At 68.7% G+C, this 15,065-nt stretch carries 17 protein-coding genes; 8 read left to right on the top strand and 9 right to left on the bottom strand.

The features are described from left to right. Positions 1 to 40 precede the first annotated feature (40 nt). The 5 genes from ACNTAO_RS03275 to ACNTAO_RS03295 form a co-directional block, all read right to left on the bottom strand. Positions 41 to 319, bottom strand: a complete 279-nt coding sequence (locus tag ACNTAO_RS03275; protein ID WP_435160520.1) for a DNA-directed RNA polymerase subunit L — start codon at positions 317 to 319, stop codon at positions 41 to 43. A 111-nt stretch (positions 320 to 430) separates the two neighbouring features. Continuing rightward, a complete protein-coding gene (locus ACNTAO_RS03280) occupies positions 431 to 1,069 on the bottom strand; it encodes a 30S ribosomal protein S3ae (RefSeq protein ID WP_435160521.1) in 639 nt (212 codons plus the stop codon). Beyond that, entirely contained in the window at positions 1,066 to 1,383 is a 318-nt protein-coding gene (locus tag ACNTAO_RS03285) for a KEOPS complex subunit Pcc1 (protein ID WP_435160522.1), read from the bottom strand. The genes ACNTAO_RS03280 and ACNTAO_RS03285 overlap by 4 nt, the downstream gene beginning before the upstream one ends. Further along, complete coding sequence (locus ACNTAO_RS03290; RefSeq protein WP_435160523.1) at positions 1,383 to 2,543, bottom strand: exonuclease RecJ; 1,161 nt, start codon at positions 2,541 to 2,543, stop codon at positions 1,383 to 1,385. The genes ACNTAO_RS03285 and ACNTAO_RS03290 overlap by 1 nt, the downstream gene beginning before the upstream one ends. Before the next feature lie 34 nt (positions 2,544 to 2,577). Next, entirely contained in the window at positions 2,578 to 3,048 is a 471-nt protein-coding gene (locus ACNTAO_RS03295) for a 30S ribosomal protein S15 (protein ID WP_435160524.1), read from the bottom strand. 301 nt (positions 3,049 to 3,349) lie between these two features. Here ACNTAO_RS03295 and ACNTAO_RS03300 point away from each other — a divergent pair, with 301 nt between their 5' ends. Both ACNTAO_RS03300 and ACNTAO_RS03305 read left to right on the top strand, forming a co-directional pair. Then, complete coding sequence (locus ACNTAO_RS03300; protein WP_435160525.1) at positions 3,350 to 4,033, top strand: PHP domain-containing protein; 684 nt, start codon at positions 3,350 to 3,352, stop codon at positions 4,031 to 4,033. Positions 4,034 to 4,070: 37 nt separating this feature from the next. Further along, complete coding sequence (locus tag ACNTAO_RS03305) at positions 4,071 to 5,399, top strand: asparagine synthase C-terminal domain-containing protein (protein WP_435160526.1); 1,329 nt, start codon at positions 4,071 to 4,073, stop codon at positions 5,397 to 5,399. A gap of 309 nt (positions 5,400 to 5,708) precedes the next feature. On the opposite strand, the gene ACNTAO_RS03310 is transcribed toward ACNTAO_RS03305, so the two are convergent. Next, entirely contained in the window at positions 5,709 to 6,335 is a 627-nt protein-coding gene (locus tag ACNTAO_RS03310) for a uracil-DNA glycosylase family protein (RefSeq protein ID WP_435160527.1), read from the bottom strand. A gap of 317 nt (positions 6,336 to 6,652) precedes the next feature. Between ACNTAO_RS03310 and ACNTAO_RS03315 the strand changes: the two genes are divergently transcribed. Continuing rightward, positions 6,653 to 6,826, top strand: a complete 174-nt coding sequence (locus ACNTAO_RS03315) for a hypothetical protein (RefSeq protein ID WP_435160528.1) — start codon at positions 6,653 to 6,655, stop codon at positions 6,824 to 6,826. 114 nt (positions 6,827 to 6,940) lie between these two features. Next, positions 6,941 to 7,672 (top strand): archaeal proteasome endopeptidase complex subunit beta, encoded by a 732-nt coding sequence (gene psmB / locus ACNTAO_RS03320; RefSeq protein ID WP_435160529.1) that lies wholly within the window; start codon positions 6,941 to 6,943, stop codon positions 7,670 to 7,672. 73 nt (positions 7,673 to 7,745) lie between these two features. Here psmB and ACNTAO_RS03325 read toward each other — a convergent pair whose 3' ends face one another. Continuing rightward, a complete protein-coding gene (locus ACNTAO_RS03325) occupies positions 7,746 to 8,480 on the bottom strand; it encodes a protein sorting system archaetidylserine synthase (RefSeq protein ID WP_435160530.1) in 735 nt (244 codons plus the stop codon). Between the two features lie 68 nt (positions 8,481 to 8,548). Further along, positions 8,549 to 8,926 carry a SlyX family protein gene (locus tag ACNTAO_RS03330; RefSeq protein ID WP_435160531.1) on the bottom strand — a complete coding sequence of 126 codons (378 nt, stop codon included), beginning with the start codon at positions 8,924 to 8,926 and terminating at the stop codon, positions 8,549 to 8,551. A gap of 244 nt (positions 8,927 to 9,170) precedes the next feature. Here ACNTAO_RS03330 and ACNTAO_RS03335 point away from each other — a divergent pair, with 244 nt between their 5' ends. After that, positions 9,171 to 9,947 carry a bacteriorhodopsin gene (locus ACNTAO_RS03335; protein ID WP_435160532.1) on the top strand — a complete coding sequence of 259 codons (777 nt, stop codon included), beginning with the start codon at positions 9,171 to 9,173 and terminating at the stop codon, positions 9,945 to 9,947. 47 nt (positions 9,948 to 9,994) lie between these two features. Then, positions 9,995 to 10,219, top strand: coding sequence for a hypothetical protein (locus ACNTAO_RS03340; RefSeq protein WP_435160533.1), 225 nt, complete (start codon positions 9,995 to 9,997; stop codon positions 10,217 to 10,219). 18 nt (positions 10,220 to 10,237) lie between these two features. Here the strand turns inward: ACNTAO_RS03340 and ACNTAO_RS03345 are convergent, their stop codons facing one another. After that, complete coding sequence (locus ACNTAO_RS03345) at positions 10,238 to 12,310, bottom strand: AAA family ATPase (protein WP_435160534.1); 2,073 nt, start codon at positions 12,308 to 12,310, stop codon at positions 10,238 to 10,240. Between the two features lie 248 nt (positions 12,311 to 12,558). Between ACNTAO_RS03345 and ACNTAO_RS03350 the strand changes: the two genes are divergently transcribed. Beyond that, on the top strand, positions 12,559 to 14,541 hold the full coding sequence (locus ACNTAO_RS03350) for a bacterio-opsin activator domain-containing protein (protein ID WP_435160535.1): 1,983 nt from the start codon (positions 12,559 to 12,561) through the stop codon (positions 14,539 to 14,541). Then, positions 14,538 to 14,987: an SRPBCC family protein gene (locus ACNTAO_RS03355; protein ID WP_435160536.1), complete on the top strand. Its 450-nt coding sequence runs from the start codon at positions 14,538 to 14,540 to the stop codon at positions 14,985 to 14,987. The genes ACNTAO_RS03350 and ACNTAO_RS03355 overlap by 4 nt, the downstream gene beginning before the upstream one ends. Positions 14,988 to 15,065 lie beyond the last annotated feature (78 nt).

Genomic DNA, 15,065 nt, shown 5'->3' on the forward strand with positions numbered 1-15,065 from the left:
GGGCGAGTGAGACGGCCACATAATGATCGATCGGCCGATCCTACGCCGCCGAGACGGCGTCGCGCAGCGCGCTCGTCTGGTCGGTGATCGCGGTCGCCGCCGTCTCGAGTGCGTCGAGCGGATCCTCGTCCGTCGACTTCACCGTGAGCACCGGGTCCGTCTGGCCACCCGACTGCTCTGGGTTCATGTCGTACGTCGCCGCGTCGACGGAGTCGGTCTCTAAGAGCGCTCCCTTCAGCACGTTCATGAACGTGTGGTTCTCACCGGCGATCTCGATCCGCAACTCGGCGTCCGTCTTCTCGATGACCCGCAGTTCCATACCGCAGGGTCGAGAGAACGCCGCTTCAACGTTTCGTCTCCCGGACGAGCGGGCGAATCGGTCCGCTGTTACGGCGGCGCATCGTGACGAAAGATACCGGTCAGAACCGGCTCACTCGACGGCGACGTCGCCCGCGTCGACGTCGACGGCCGCCTCCTCTTCGGCGGCGATCTCCTCGGGACGCGCCTCGAGGGTCAGCTTCTGGACCTCGACGCGGCGCAGCGGGTAGATCGTCTTCGCGTCGGCGTACACCGCCGACGAGAGGTTGCCGTCGACGATGGCGTCGACGAACGATTCGAAGGTGCGCTCGGCTGCGGCGGCGTTCACCTTGTCGATCATGACGCGGCGGATCGCCTTCTCTTGAGAGCGGTCGGCCTTCTTCGTCGTGAGCGCGACCGGCTGGACGCGGACGCGGTAGTCGTCCGTCGTCACGACCGTGATCGACGCCTCAACCTTCGAGGCACCGCGGCGGACGAGCGAACGCAGGTAGTCGCGCGTCAGCTCGTAGGTCACGAACTCGGAGTACGCCGTGTCGCTGCCCACGTCGGTCACTTTGAACGTGAGCTTGGTGTTGTTCGCGCTCGAGTCGCCGGTGAGCTCGCCGAGCGTGGTCGTGATCGTCCGACCGACGACCTGTGTCGGCTCTTCGGCGAGCGTCTCGCCGAGGGTGGCGCGGTCGAACTGTTCGGGTGCTAGTATCTCGTACCAGCGTTTCTCTCCTCTGCTCTTGGATACGGATCGTTCACTCATGTGGTGTCTGTGTGGTCTGTCTGTGTGTTCGTGTCGACTGTACTGTTCGGTCGTGTGTCGGTCGCCGCTGCGTGTTCGCTCGCGCGATCGACGACGCGGGTCGCGACCCGAAGGTTCACCACGTAGTCGTCGACGGTGGACCGGAGCCCGCCCGTCGTCGGCCGCTCAACCCGACAGACGACGGCGTCGCCGTCGGCGGTGACGGCCGTCGACTCGGTGTCGTCGGGAGCGAGCGCCCGGGCGACGAGGTCGGCCGCGGGGTGTGTCGCCCGGATCGTCGCCCGGCGTGCGTGTGACGGCGAGTCGCCGCTCATCACAGGGCCTCCCGAAACGCGGCGAGCGCGTCCGTCGGGTCGCCAGCGACGTCCATGCCACCGCGGGTGGGCGTCCCCCAGCCGGTACCGTCGGTCTCGCGGGCGGCAGCCCGACAGGCGTCACCGATCGCGCACGGTTCCGTCGCGGAGACCGCGGCGCGACCGGCAGTCTCGTCGACGGCGACCGCGACCGGCTCCGGCGACCGAAAGTCGCGAGCGATCCGGGCGACCGTCGGCAAGACCGCCCGTGTCGCGTCCACCCGGAACACGGCACACCCGTCGTACCGACCGACGGTCGCCGCATCGAGGGCGGCGTGTGCCGCGGCGCCGTGTGCGCGCCACGCGTCGAGAGCGGCGTCGACGAGGTCGTCGTCGGGTGTGGCCGACAGCGCGAGCGCCACGCCGGTTCCGGGTGCTTCGCGTGCGAGTGCCTCGAGCACGTCGGCGTAGCCGCCGACTGTCTCGAAGGGGACGTCATCGTCGTCGACGGCGTACGGACCGAGCGCCCGTTCGACCGCGGTCGCACTCCGCGCACTGGCGCCCTCGCCCGTCGCGACGTCGACGGCAACGAGCGACGCGAGCCGGCGGTGGGCGTCCGCCCCGAACTCCGCGGGGAGCTCGAGAGACTCGACCGCCGCGTGGGTCGCCTCGCGATCACCGGAGTACGGCGTCCGGACCAGCGTCGAGGCCGCGAGGTCGTCGATGACCGCCGCGGTCGGCACCGCGACGCCCGGTCGTCGGACGACGCGTCCCGCCGACTCGGCCGCGGTGAGCACGGCGTCGGAGCCATCGCCGCCGGGCGTCGACCCGGCTGCGACGACGCCGGCAAGCGCGGTCACTGGGTCCGGGTCGGCGCCCAGCGCCCGAGCGACCGCGAACGCCGTGACGCTCGCCGGGACGTGTGTCCCTGCGACGGCGTGTGGTCCCCGGTCGGCACCGACGACGACCGCGCGGTCGTCGTCGGTCGGCTCCGGACGCGGATCGGCCGCGACCCGAAGGTGGAACGGCACCGAGTGCGTCCGGAGGGCACGAGCGAGCACACCCGCAGCGGCGAGCGCGTCGCCGTCGTCGGTCGCGACGAGCCGCACGAACGGCGCCTCCGCTAAGGTGCGCGCGAGCGCGTCCGGGGCAGGCGTCGTATCGGTGGTGGCGTCGGTCACGTCTCGGGTGGCGGTCGGTTGGCTGCCGGCGTGCTCACTCGTCGGCGAGCAGTTCGGCCGCGTTCTCGTAGGTGTAGACGAACGACTCGTCGAGTTCGTCCCCGCGGTAGTAGTTCACCAGGCGGCGGATCTTCGACTCCGTGTTCTGGAGCGCGCGCTTGTTCTGGTAGTCCTGGCCGTTCTGTTCGACGTGTTCGTGGAGGCGCACCGCACGCGCGAGGAGGTGTCTGAGGTCCTCGGGGATGTCCGCGGCCGCGTCGTGCGCTTCGAGGATCTCGGTGATCTTCTTGCCGGTCGCGAGCTTGACGTCCGGGACTGGAACGCCCGTGACGCCTTCGTCGCGCAGTTTGATCCCGATGACGCTCGGGTCGTGTCCGTTCTCGTGTAGTTCGACGACGCGGGACTCGATGTCCTCGGGGTCGACGTCGCTCCACGCTGGGCTCTCGTCTGCCGTCGGCTTGTCCGAACCGGACGAGCCGCGACGGCGTGTGTGCATTCGTGCCATTGGTCGGGTTGGAACGGCACAACCGCGTCGACGGTGACCGCGCCGCCGCGAGAGACAGACCACGAATCGGCTCGTCGATACGAGCCGCACGGGCTGTGAGGCGGCGACGGCGGCGCACTGCTACGTTCCCAAGCCGTGGGTGAAAGGTCCCCGGCGCGTCGGATCCGCAGCTGTGCTGTTCCCGTCGTGAGCGACGCCACACGGGTTCTTAAACGTGTCCGTGTCGGGTCGTCGTCGATGCGGCCGGCACGACGTCTCTCGTACCGGGGAGTTTTTTTAGCCGAGATGCGAACGACGCGTCGTGTTATCGGTCGAGCTCCACGCCCACTCCGCGCTCTCGCACGACGGTCGTGACCCGGTCGACCTCCTCTTAGAGCAGGCGGCCGCGGTCGGGCTCGACGCGCTCGCGGTCACCGACCACGACGAGATCGACGCGAGCATCGAGGCGGCCGAGCGCGCCGCCGACTACGGACTCGTCGGCATCGTGGGCATGGAGGTCACGACCGCGGCCGGCCACGTCCTCGCGTTCGGCATCGACGACCTGATCCCGAGCGGCCTCGACTTCCGGGAGACGCTCGACCGGATCCACGCCGACGACGGGATCGCGGTCGTGCCGCACCCGTTTCAGAAGACGCGACACGGCGTCGCCGCCCACGTCTCCGAGGAGGCGCTCGCCAGTGCCGACGCGATCGAAGCGTACAACTCTCGGCTGTTCACCGGCCGAGCGAACCGACGAGCCGAGCGGTTCGCGCTTCGAAACGGTCTCCCCACGACCGCCGGCAGCGACGCGCACATCTCGGAGATGGTCGGGCAGGCGGTGACCGAGGTCGACGTCGACGAGCGCGACGCCTCGGCGATCCTCCGTGCGGTCGCCGACGGCCGCACGAGCGTAGTCGGCCGCCGAACCCCGTGGCGCGTCTCGCTCAGGCAGTTCGCCGGCGGCGCCAAACGCCGCGCGCTCCGAACCATCGCCGACCTGCGGTGACGGCCGACCGACGACCACAGCAGACCGCCCTCACTCGATGTCACGAGACCACACACGGCTCCCCGGCCACGACGACTTCCGCGGAGCCGACGCCGCCACAATCAGAGCCGCGATGCGAGCCCGCGATCCACTCCCCGGCACCGGCGGATTTGCCGGGAGCCTGCGAGTAGACGCCTCGGCGGTGCCCGGCGACCGGTCGACACGGGCTGGCCCCGACCGAGAGGCCGACCGGACCTCCGTGCTCGTCCGGGACGTACTCGGCCGCCAACCGCTATTCGTAGAGGCGACGGCCCCAGATCCGACGGCGCCGGACGCGTGGGGGTTCGACCCCGGCTCGCTCGCGACTCCCGAACCGGTCCCGGCGGGAGCGGTGGTCGCTGCCGATGGAGTCGTCGAGTGCTGGTCGCTCCCGGAGCCGCCGGCCGCCGAGCCGGCACAGGCCCAGGGTGCCGTCGAGTCGGCGCTCACGGCCGCACTCGCGACGCTCAATGGAGACGACGCTGCCGGGGGTGCCGATGCTGCCGGAGACACCGATGCTGCCGAGGACGACGCCCAGGGCGGACGCAGCGGCCAGGGGTCCACCGGACGGCTCGCGGTAGCGTTCTCCGGGGGCGTCGACTCCGCGCTCGTGGCGAGCGGGGTGCCGGACGCCCCGTGTTACGTCGCCGGATTCGATGGGAGTCACGACGTCGCGGCCGCCCGTGAGGCGGCGCGCGCGATGGATCGGACGCTTCGGGTGGTGACGATCACGCACGATGCGCTCCGACGGGCCGTCGTGGACGTCGCACTCGCGACCGGACGACGGAATCCGATGGACCTCGCGATCGCCGTGCCGCTGTACCTGACCGCGGAGGCGGCCGCGGCCGACGGCGTCGACCGACTGGCGGTCGGCCAGGGGGCCGACGAGCTGTTCGGCGGGTACAGCAAGGTCGTCGACCCGGCCGACGACCACCGCGTCGACGCCGATACCGTCCGTGGAGCACGAACCGAGACGGTGCGGACGCTGCCTGCACAGCTCGAACGCGACGTGCTCGCGCTGCGAGCGGCCGGCGTCGAGCCGGTCACACCGCTGTTGGACGACCGACTCGTCGCGGCGGCGCTCCGGCTGCCGGCCTCGTTGCTCGCGACGCCGACGCGGCGGAAGATCGCGCTTCGACGCGCCGCGTCTGGTCTCGTCCCCGAATCCGTGCGGACGGCCGACAAGAAGGCCGTACAGTACGGCACGTACGTCTCGCGGGAACTCGACCGACTCGCGCGCCAGCGCGGGTTCAAACGGCGGCTGGATGACCACGTCGGGCAGTACGTCGAGGCGCTCCTCGCGGAGGCGACCGAGACCGGCGAGCGTTCGGACTCACGGGGCGCGTAGGACCTCGATCGAGAAAGAACCGACTCGGGTGAGTCGGCCCTGACCAAGCCGCGTGTGGAGTACCAGTCCTGCGGCCGACGCCCGATCGTTCCGGGCGTCGTCTCGTCGGAAGGGTGGTGTGGTATAAAATCCGCGGTCTTGCGACAAATATGACCCCCGAAACCGGATGACTCCGGGCGATCGTAACAAATTACGCGCGGTTTCAGTTCGAACGTCAGGTAGCGTCGCCAGACGGGGGTCAGAATTCGACGGTTTCGATCGACGCGAGCCGGCCGACGTCCCGGTTCTCGTGCGGTCGTCGGCGTCGACTCACCGAACGAGGTACGGGTCGTTGCCGGCGAAGAACCGACCGAGGTCGCTCTCGCGGCGGAAGTCCGTCGACTGGACGTCGCACAGCGCCTCGACCAACTGGGCCCCCTCGTCTGCCTCCCAGGCAGCGGGGTCGCGGACCGGGACGACGAGCCAGCCGGAGCCGAGGAGTTCGGTGGCGTGGAGTGCCTCCATGTCGATCGTCGTCTTCCATGCGCGGGCCGTGTACGTCTCGAGGACGTGTTCGGTCGCGCGTGCGCCCACGGGCAGCAGGACGTGTGCGGCGATAGCGCGAAGCTCCGCGTCGAAGAACCGCTCCATGTCGTCGTACGACGACGGCGCGGGGTCGCCGTCCGGAAGACACATATGGAGGTACGAGAGGAAGGTACGATTCATCGATACCGGGTCGACGTCGGTCACGAGCCCGGCGTCGGCGAGCGCGTCGAAGAGGGTCGGGGACCACGGTTCGCCGGTGAACGGTATCGACGCCTCGAGGCCGCCGTGCACGCCGGGGTGGTCGCCGACGACGTGGAAGTCGGCGTTGGCGTCGCCGTATCCGGGCACGAACGACGGACAGTCGGGCTGCATCCCGAACGGGTTGTGCGTGCGGTCGGTGACGTTCTTCACGACCGGGACACAGATGCGAGTGATAATAGCCGGTTCGGTAGCGATCGGCACGCGACCGGACGGGGCAACGGGCCACGCGGCCAGACGAGGTGACTCACAGCGGACGGATGCGAGGCGGACGTACGCTCGAATATTTGGATACGTTATGCCGACGACGCGTGTCTACTGGCGCGCTGATACGCCACACACCGGCGTCGGGGGCGGAAGACGGCCCCGCGACGCCGCGTCGACGAGATCGCCAGACTGCAGCCGGATCACGCGATCTGCGCACCCGGAAGGTTTACGTGTAGCACCACACTGGCGACGACAGAGCAGTCATGTTCGATCGCATCCGCACCGCGGTGCTCTTCGGCGCACATCAGGCGACCGTCGCCGTCGGGATCTCGGCGTTCCCGGTGGCCGTGTTCGCTCGTCAACGACTCGGAATCACGCTCCCGATCCGGCGGCTCGTCGAGGCCACCGGCGAGGCGTACGACCGGATGGAGTCGTGAGGTCTTCCGACGAGTGACACTGCGGCGGGTCGCCGTCACACAAAGGCCCGTCGGAACCGGTGTCCGGTCCACGAAGGGTTGCCTTTATGAACGCGAGGGGCGAACAATCTGATAATGCGAACACCGACCGACGACTTCTCGAACGGGCTGTCCGCCGATCTCGGCCGCGACCAGCCGGTCTTCGGACCGGAACTCGGCGAGTTCGAACACACGGAACGTCGCGCCGCACAGGCTGACGGCGAGGGCGAGACCAAGACCGGGACGACGACGGTCGGGCTCAAGACGGCCGACGGCGTCGTCATGGCGACGGACATGCGGGCATCTCTCGGCGGGATGGTCTCCTCGAAGGACGTCCAGAAGGTCGAGGAGATTCACCCGCGTGGCGCGCTCACGATCGCCGGTTCGGTCTCCGCCGCTCAGAACCTCATCTCCACGCTCAAAGCCGAGACGAGCCTCTACGAGACCCGTCGCGGCGACGACATGTCGATGGAGGCGCTCTCGACGCTCACGGGGAACCTCCTGCGAACGGGCGCGTTTTTCATCGTCCAGCCGATCCTGGGCGGCGTCGACGACGAGGGGCCGCACGTGTACTCGATCGACGCACTCGGTGGCACCACAGAAGAGGAGTACACCGTCACCGGCTCCGGGTCACAGTACGCACTCGGTGTGTTAGAACAGGAATACGACGAGGACCTCTCGATCGACGAGGCTACCGCCGTCGCGGCGAAAGCGATTCAGTCGGCCGTCGAGCGCGACCTCGCGTCCGGAAACGGCATCAACGTCGCCGTCGTCACCGAAGAGGGCGTCGACATCACCCGACACGACGACGTCGACGCGTTGCTGTAAGCGAATCGACGAGTCGTCTCCTCCGTGCGCGCTCACCGTGAGCCGCCGCTATCCGGCGACGGTACCCACCGACTCACAACCGGTCGACGTCCGCCTCGCGTCGGCGCGTTTCGTCGCCCCAGTACAGCCATGGTCCCAACAAGAGATACCCAGTCGCGAGAAACAACAGCGCGAACGCGAATCCCTCGCCGATCCACGCCGGGAGTGCCCTCGCGACCGCACGGACGGCGGGCGTCACGACCACGGCCGCCTGCACCAGTCCCATCACGAGCGCGTCCTGCGCGTGGAGGTCCGGGTACCGGACCGACGATCCCATGAGGAGCGCGAAGACGGCGGCACCGGCGACGAGCAGGATCGGGTCCGTGTACCCGGCGAGGACGGCAGCCGCCAGCACCGTCGCGGCGAGAGTCGTCGGCACGCCGACGGTCTCGCCACACTCGCTGTCGTACGCGGTGTACATGCCGAGCCGGGCGACGGCCATCGCGACGAACAGGGCGGCGACGCCGATCCCCGCGGTGACGAGCCAAGGTGCCGGCGCCGCGAGCGCGGCACCGCCGACGATCGTCGCGGGCGCGACGCCGAAAGAGGCGACGTCGGCTAACGAGTCGAGGTACGGACCCGCGGGCGTCGATCCACGGCGGCGGGCGACGACGCCGTCGAGACCGTCGGCGATGGCAGCGACGAGGATCAACCTGGCGGCGAGCGCGAGGTCGACGGTGGCGGCGAGCACGGCCAGAAAGCCGACCGCGGCGTTGGCCACCGTGACCGCGTCGGCGAGCCCCAACCGGTCGACGGCCCGCATAGGCATGCGAGAAGGTCGACGACGCCGCTCTTAGGGCTTGTTATATCGGCGGCATCGAGGATGGGTGTGACCGGTCAGTACGTGTGGACCACGTGTCCACACCGGTTACACTCGATCGTGTCGCTTCGGAAGAGCCGCTCTTTCTTCTCGGTCGGTCCGTTACACTCCGGGCACACGCCGAGGTTTCGGCCGTCGGCCACGCGAGCAGAGAGGTCGAGGAACTGACTTTCGAGCCGGTCGAGCTGCGCTGATTGGGCCTCGACGACCGACTCGAGCTCCTCGATGGTCTCTTCGCGGTCCTCAAGCGCGTCGGTGAGTTCGTCCACGCGCGACTCGTACGCCTCGAGCGCCTCGACGTCGAGCGCCATCGCGTCCCCCGTCTCCTCTGCCGTCTGCTCTTCGGCAGTCGATTCGGCCTCCGTCAGCTCTTCTTCGGCGTTTTCCTCGGCCATGTCGGTACATGGAGTGCCTCGGAGATGTGATTTTGGGTTACTAGTAAGGGTCGGCGAGGTGGAGGCGTCGTCGAGTGTTGCCGGATCGATGTCACGTCCGGTCGATTCGCCCCCGATCGTGGCCAAGCGAACGTCCGGGATGCCCGATGGTGGTGTCGTGAGCGCTCCTCACCGGACTGTGTAGCGATCCTTACTATGTCGGCCTACCGTTCATTACCTAATAGTGTATATATCGAGATGCAACATGGATCCGACAGTGATGCAGGCAGGGTTCGACCTCCTGGGGGATGGTCGACCAGAAACGTTGTGGCTGGGAATCGGAACGCTACTGATGCTCATCGGGACCTTCTACTTCATCGCGAAGGGATGGGGTGTCACCGACGAGGAGGCCCGTGAGTACTACGCGATCACGATCCTGGTGCCAGGAATCGCGACGGCTGCGTATCTGTCGATGTTCTTCGGCGTCGGGTTGACCGAGGTCGAAGTGGCCGGACGTGGTACGCTCGACATCTACTACGCCCGGTACGCGGATTGGCTCTTCACCACGCCGCTGCTGTTGCTTGACCTCGCGCTGCTCGCGAAGGTCGACCGCGTCACGATCGGGACGCTCATCGGCGTCGACGCCCTGATGATCGTCACCGGTCTCATCGGTGCGCTCTCGAAGACGATGCTCGCACGGTACAGCTGGTGGCTCGTCAGCACGATCGCGTTCATCTTCGTGCTGTACTACCTGCTCACCAGCCTCCGGAGTGCCGCAAAAGAACGCTCGGCTGAAGTTCAGAGCACGTTCAACACACTCGCCGTGATAACCGCAGTGTTGTGGACCGCGTACCCAATCCTGTGGATCATCGGCACCGAAGGTGCCGGCGTCGTCGGCCTCGGCGTCGAGACGCTCGGCTTCATGGTGCTCGACGTCACCGCGAAGGTCGGCTTCGGCTTCGTGCTGCTGAGCAGCCGCGCCATCCTTCCGGACACCGACGCACCCGAGCCGTCCGCCGGTGAGGCGGCGACCGCCGACTGAGACACCGACCGACGAACCGACCCGCTGCCGACGTATTTTATCACGCAATGTCAGACACACCAGAGACCGAAGTCGCGGTACTAAACGTTCGATCCGCCGTCGGCATCGGCATTAGCTTCGTCATCGCGGCCGGAGCGCTGTTCGCGCTGCCAACGCTACAGAACACCGGGATCGGGTTCAACACCGCCTTCTGGCTCGTCTCGGCGGTCGAGCTGGTGACGGCACTCGCCATCGCGTACTTCGTGCTCAACCTGCACGAGACGCGCGGGTGAGCCGACGCCGTACCGGCATCACTCCGCCGGGACGTCCCACCGACCGTCGGTGTCGACCGACGGTTCGGTTTCGTCGAGTGCGCGCTCGACGTCCGCACGACCGACGGTGACGTCCGCGGCTGGATCGGCGGCCGCGGTGCCGTCGGTCAGCGTCGTCTCGATCGCGAGCATCGCCGCCTCCCGAACCAATGCGGCGAGGTCACCGCCGCTGTACCCGGCGGTTCGTCGGGCCACGTCGTCGAGGTCGACGTCGGGGGACAGCGGCGTCTCTCGCGTGTGGATAGCCAGTATCTCGCGGCGAGCCGTGCGGTCCGGCAGCGGCGTCTCGACGGCCGTCTCGATGCGACCCGGCCGCAACAACGCCTCGTCGATCGTCTCGGGGCGGTTCGTCGCCGCGACGACCACGACGTCCGTGAGCGGTTCGAGCCCATCGAGCTCGGTCAACAGCTGTGAGACGACGCGCTCGCCGACGCCGGTGTCGTCGCCGCGACGGGCCGACGAGATGGCGTCGACCTCGTCGAAGAAGACCACGGCGGGAGCGCTCTCGCGGGCGGTCGCGAACAGCTCTCTGACCGCGCGCTCGCTCTCGCCGACGTAGCGGTCGAGCAGCTCTGGCCCGTTCACCGAGATGAAGTTCGCGTCGCTGAGGCCGGCCGCGGCGCGCGCGAGGAGCGTCTTTCCGGTTCCCGGAGGGCCGTACAACAGCACGCCCGATGGCGGCTCGATCCCGGCGCGCTCGAAGCGGTCGGCGTACGCGAGTGGCCAGTACACCGCTCGGACGATCTCGCGTTTGGCAGCCGAGAGACCACCGACGTCCTCGAGCGACACCGAGGGGAGTTCGAGCGAGACGGTCCGGAGACCGGTCGGCTCGATCTCGTCGATGGCGCGATCGAGGTCTGCCTGCGCGACGGTCGGCTCGCCGGTCCGCCGAACCGCCCGCTCGAGAGCCGCGTCGACGACGGCAGCGACGTCAGCGAGGACGAAACCGCTGATGCGAACCGCCGTCGCCTCGAGGTCGACGTCGGCTGCGAGCGGGACGTCCCGGGTGAGCGTCTCGAGTGCGTCACACCGGTCAGCACCGGTGAGGTGGTCGAGCGCGATCTCGCGGTCGAATCGACCGCCACGACGCAGCGCCTCCGGAACTGATCCGGGGTCGGTCGTCGCCCCGACGACCGCCGTCCCGTCGGTCGCACGGAGCTCGTCGACCGGCTCACGGAGCCGGCCACCGAGCGACGACCCGGTGTCGTAGCCACCGAGTACCTCGAGATCGTCGAGCAGGACGACACACCGGTCCGCCTCTCGTGCCGTGGCGACGACGCGGTCGAGTCGGTCGCGCTGGTCGGTGCTCGGCGCCGCCCGGAGCGTCGCCGTCGAGACGGGAACGAACTCAGCGTCGGTCGCCGCGGCGACGGCCTCGACGAGCGACGTCTTCCCGGCCCCGCGCGGCCCGGAGAGCAGAATGCCGACCGACGCCGGGCGGCCGGCGGTCGTGAACGTCGACGTCTCGTCGAGCCGCGTCGCGACGACCTTGCGGAGGCGTCGGTACGTCGACTGCGGCACGGTTCGGTCGGGGTCGCCGACGCTCGTCTCCACGGCGACCGCGTCGGGCTCCTCGTCGGTGACCACGTCGAGGTCGGTCGAGGACTCGACGACCGCCGGCGACGACGGCTCGACCGCGTCCACGACGAACCGAAGCGTCAGCGCTCCGTCGAGGTGGCTCACCGTGACGGCGTCGCCGACGGTGACGGCCGTCTCCGTGAGTCGACGGCGCAACGACTCCTCGACGCGGGTGAGCGAGAGAGAGCGGTCGAGTCGGAGCCGGACGGCCTCGGCGGTGACGGGCGGTTCGCGCTCGAGTGCGACGCTGTCGCCGACGGAGACGTCCGCACCCTCGCGTAGCGACGGCCCGAGACAGACGCCCTGGTGGTCGGCACCGACACGCTCTACGACGGCCGCGGTCCGGTCTTCGCCCGTCACCGAGAGCAGGTCCCCGGTGTCGACGCCGAGTGCTGCACACACCGACGGAGGGACGCCGATGCGGCGGGACGGCAGCGACGTCGGCGGCTCAACGACGGCGACCCGGGTAGTCATGCTCTCACCGGTCTCTCGACCGTCGGCACGGCGACGAACCGCGGGTGGTGGTCGGTGTGTCCCGATCGACCGGGTGAAGCCAACATGTCGCGAGCTACGAGCGGGAGCGTCAAAGAGGCCTCGCCGTCCGGCGACGATGCCGGGCGACGGTCGCGTGCGGTCTGCAACAGAGCGCGCCGACGCCACCGATCGACGGATCGGCGACGTGACTACCAATCGTTAATGTACCCGAGCCCGAAGCGGGGGTAATGTCGGATTCGCGGGTGCTCGTCGTCCACGGAGCTGACGGGATCGACCGGGTCGTGTCGGCGCTCGAGACGGAGGGGTTCGACGTGACGGCAGCACACACGGCTGCGGCCGGCGTCGCGAAGGCCGTCTCTGGCGCGTTCGACTGTCTGATCGCCGCACACGACCTGCCGGGGGACGACGGTATCGCGCTGCTCGACGCCCTCGCGGAGTCGCGTGTGGACCTGCCGACGGTGATGGTGGCCGACGAGGCGGGCGTCTCCGCGGACGCGTACGACCGCGGCGCAGATCGGGTCGTCCGGCGCGACGGTGCAGAGACCGCCGGTCGATTGGCAAACGAGGCGGCCACGGTGAGTGCGCGCGACGGGATCGCACAGCCACAACAGGACGTGAGCGGACACGAGCCGACCTCCGCGGAGATCGAGCGGGCGATAAGCGAGTCGCCGATCGGGATCAGCCTCTGTGATCCGGACATCCAAGACTATCCGCTCGTGTACGTGAACGGTGCCTGGGAGCGACACACCGGCTACGAGCGCGAGGAGGTGCTCGGTCGAAACCCGCGGTTCCTCCAGGGACCAGAGACCGACCCAGCGACGATCGATCGGCTCGGCGAGGCGATCGGCCAAGAGGAGCCGATCACCGTCGAGATACGGAACTACCGGCGAGACGGGACCCCGTTCTGGAACGAGCTCACGATCGCTCCCGTGTACGACGACGGCGAGTTGGTCCACTACGTCGGCTTTCAAAACGACGTGACCGACCGAAAGATGGCCGAACAGCTCGCCGAAGAGCGCGCCGAGCAGATCGCCGCCGAGCGGGAGGCGCTCGACCGCGTGCTCGGGCGCGTGAACGGCCTCCTCAACGAGATCAGCCGCATCCTCGTCGAGGGCGAAAACGGCGAGACGGCCTCGCGACGCATCTGTGAGAAGATCGCCGAGGAGCCGGGGTACGCCGGCGGGTGGATCGGTGAGGTGTCGAAGAGCACCGGCCGGCTCGAGATCACCGCCTCGAGCGGGGTCGACATCGACGGCGAGGCGTCGTTCGACCTGGAGTCGGTGCCGGCGGCGGTCGAGCGAGCCGAGGAGACCGACGAAGTTCGGGGCTGTGCGCCGGGTGAGGCGGCCGGCCGATCGTTGGCACCCGACGTCATCGACGCCAGGAAGCTCCTCGTCGTCCCGATCACCTACGGCCACCACCGATACGGCCTGCTCGGGATCTACAGCAGCGAGGCCGACGCGCTCGATCGGCGCGAACAGAAGGTGTGTGAGTCGCTCGGAAAGATGATCGCGAACGGGCTCCACTCGCTGGAGACGACCCGGATGCTGACCACCGACCGCGTGATCGAACTCTGTGTCGACATCGCCGACGAGGAGTTCACGTTCTCGCAGATCGCCGACGCGGTCGGCGGACAGATAGCGCACCTCGGCACCACGCGGCTCGACGACGACGGCTGTGAGCTCTACTTTACCACCCACGTGACCGACTTCGACCGGGATCCGGTAGAGCGGCTGTCGTTCGTGGCGTCGCTCCGCGTCGTCTCGGAGACGGACGACGACGTCACCTTCGCGGTGACGACGACCGAGTCGCCGCCGTTCGCCCGACTCGCCGAACACGGCGGCGTCGTCGATGCGGCGACCGCAGAGTCGAGCACGGCGAGCCTGACGGTCGAGGTCCCGCCAGAACAGAACGTCCGGTCGATACTCGACGTGTTCCGCAGCGAGTACGACGGCGTCACCCTCCACTCGCGCGTCGAACGAGAGAACCGCGACCGCAGCCTCACCGAGTTCGCCGCCGCGGTCGACGGCCGGCTCACCGACAGACAACGCTCGGCGCTCAAGACCGCGGCGTTGAATGGGTACTTCGAGTGGCCGCGACCGGTCGACGGCGACGAGATCGCCTCACAGATGGGTATCACCCGCCAGACGTTCCACCAACACCTCAGGGCGGCCGAACGCAAGCTCGTCGAGGCGTACGTCGACCCGTGAGTCGACCGATAACGGCGGCGGACACGCGCCGGATCACAGCCGACGCCGAGACCGTGTTCGCCTTCCTCGACGACCCGCACAACCACGCGGCGGTAACACCCGGGCTCACCGACGTCAGGGACGTCGAGCGGCTCGAAAACGGCGGGAAGCGGCTGACGTACACCTATCGGATGGCGGGAGTGGGCGTCGACGGTGAGATCGTTCAGACCGTCCACGAGCCGGGCACACGGATGTGTTTCGAGCTTCGAGGGCGGCTCACCGGGACGATCGACCTCACCTTCGAGGCGGTCGACGACGAGACGATCCTCGGGTACGAGGCGGCCTACCAGCTGCCCGAGTCGCTGCTGACGGCCGCCGGTGCACCGGTGTTCAGGCGGTTCAACGCGCGGCAGCTGCGAACGACGCTCGACAACGTCGCGGCCCGCTTTGCGGCCGACGACGAGTGACACGTGGGCGAGTTCAGGCGCGGGAGGAGATCAATTCGAGCGGTTCGCAGGCGAACAATTAAGCCGCCGATAGCCCAA

This window comes from Halorubrum zhoui (assembly GCF_051194155.1).
In the GTDB taxonomy this organism is placed as follows: Archaea; Halobacteriota; Halobacteria; order Halobacteriales; family Haloferacaceae; genus Halorubrum.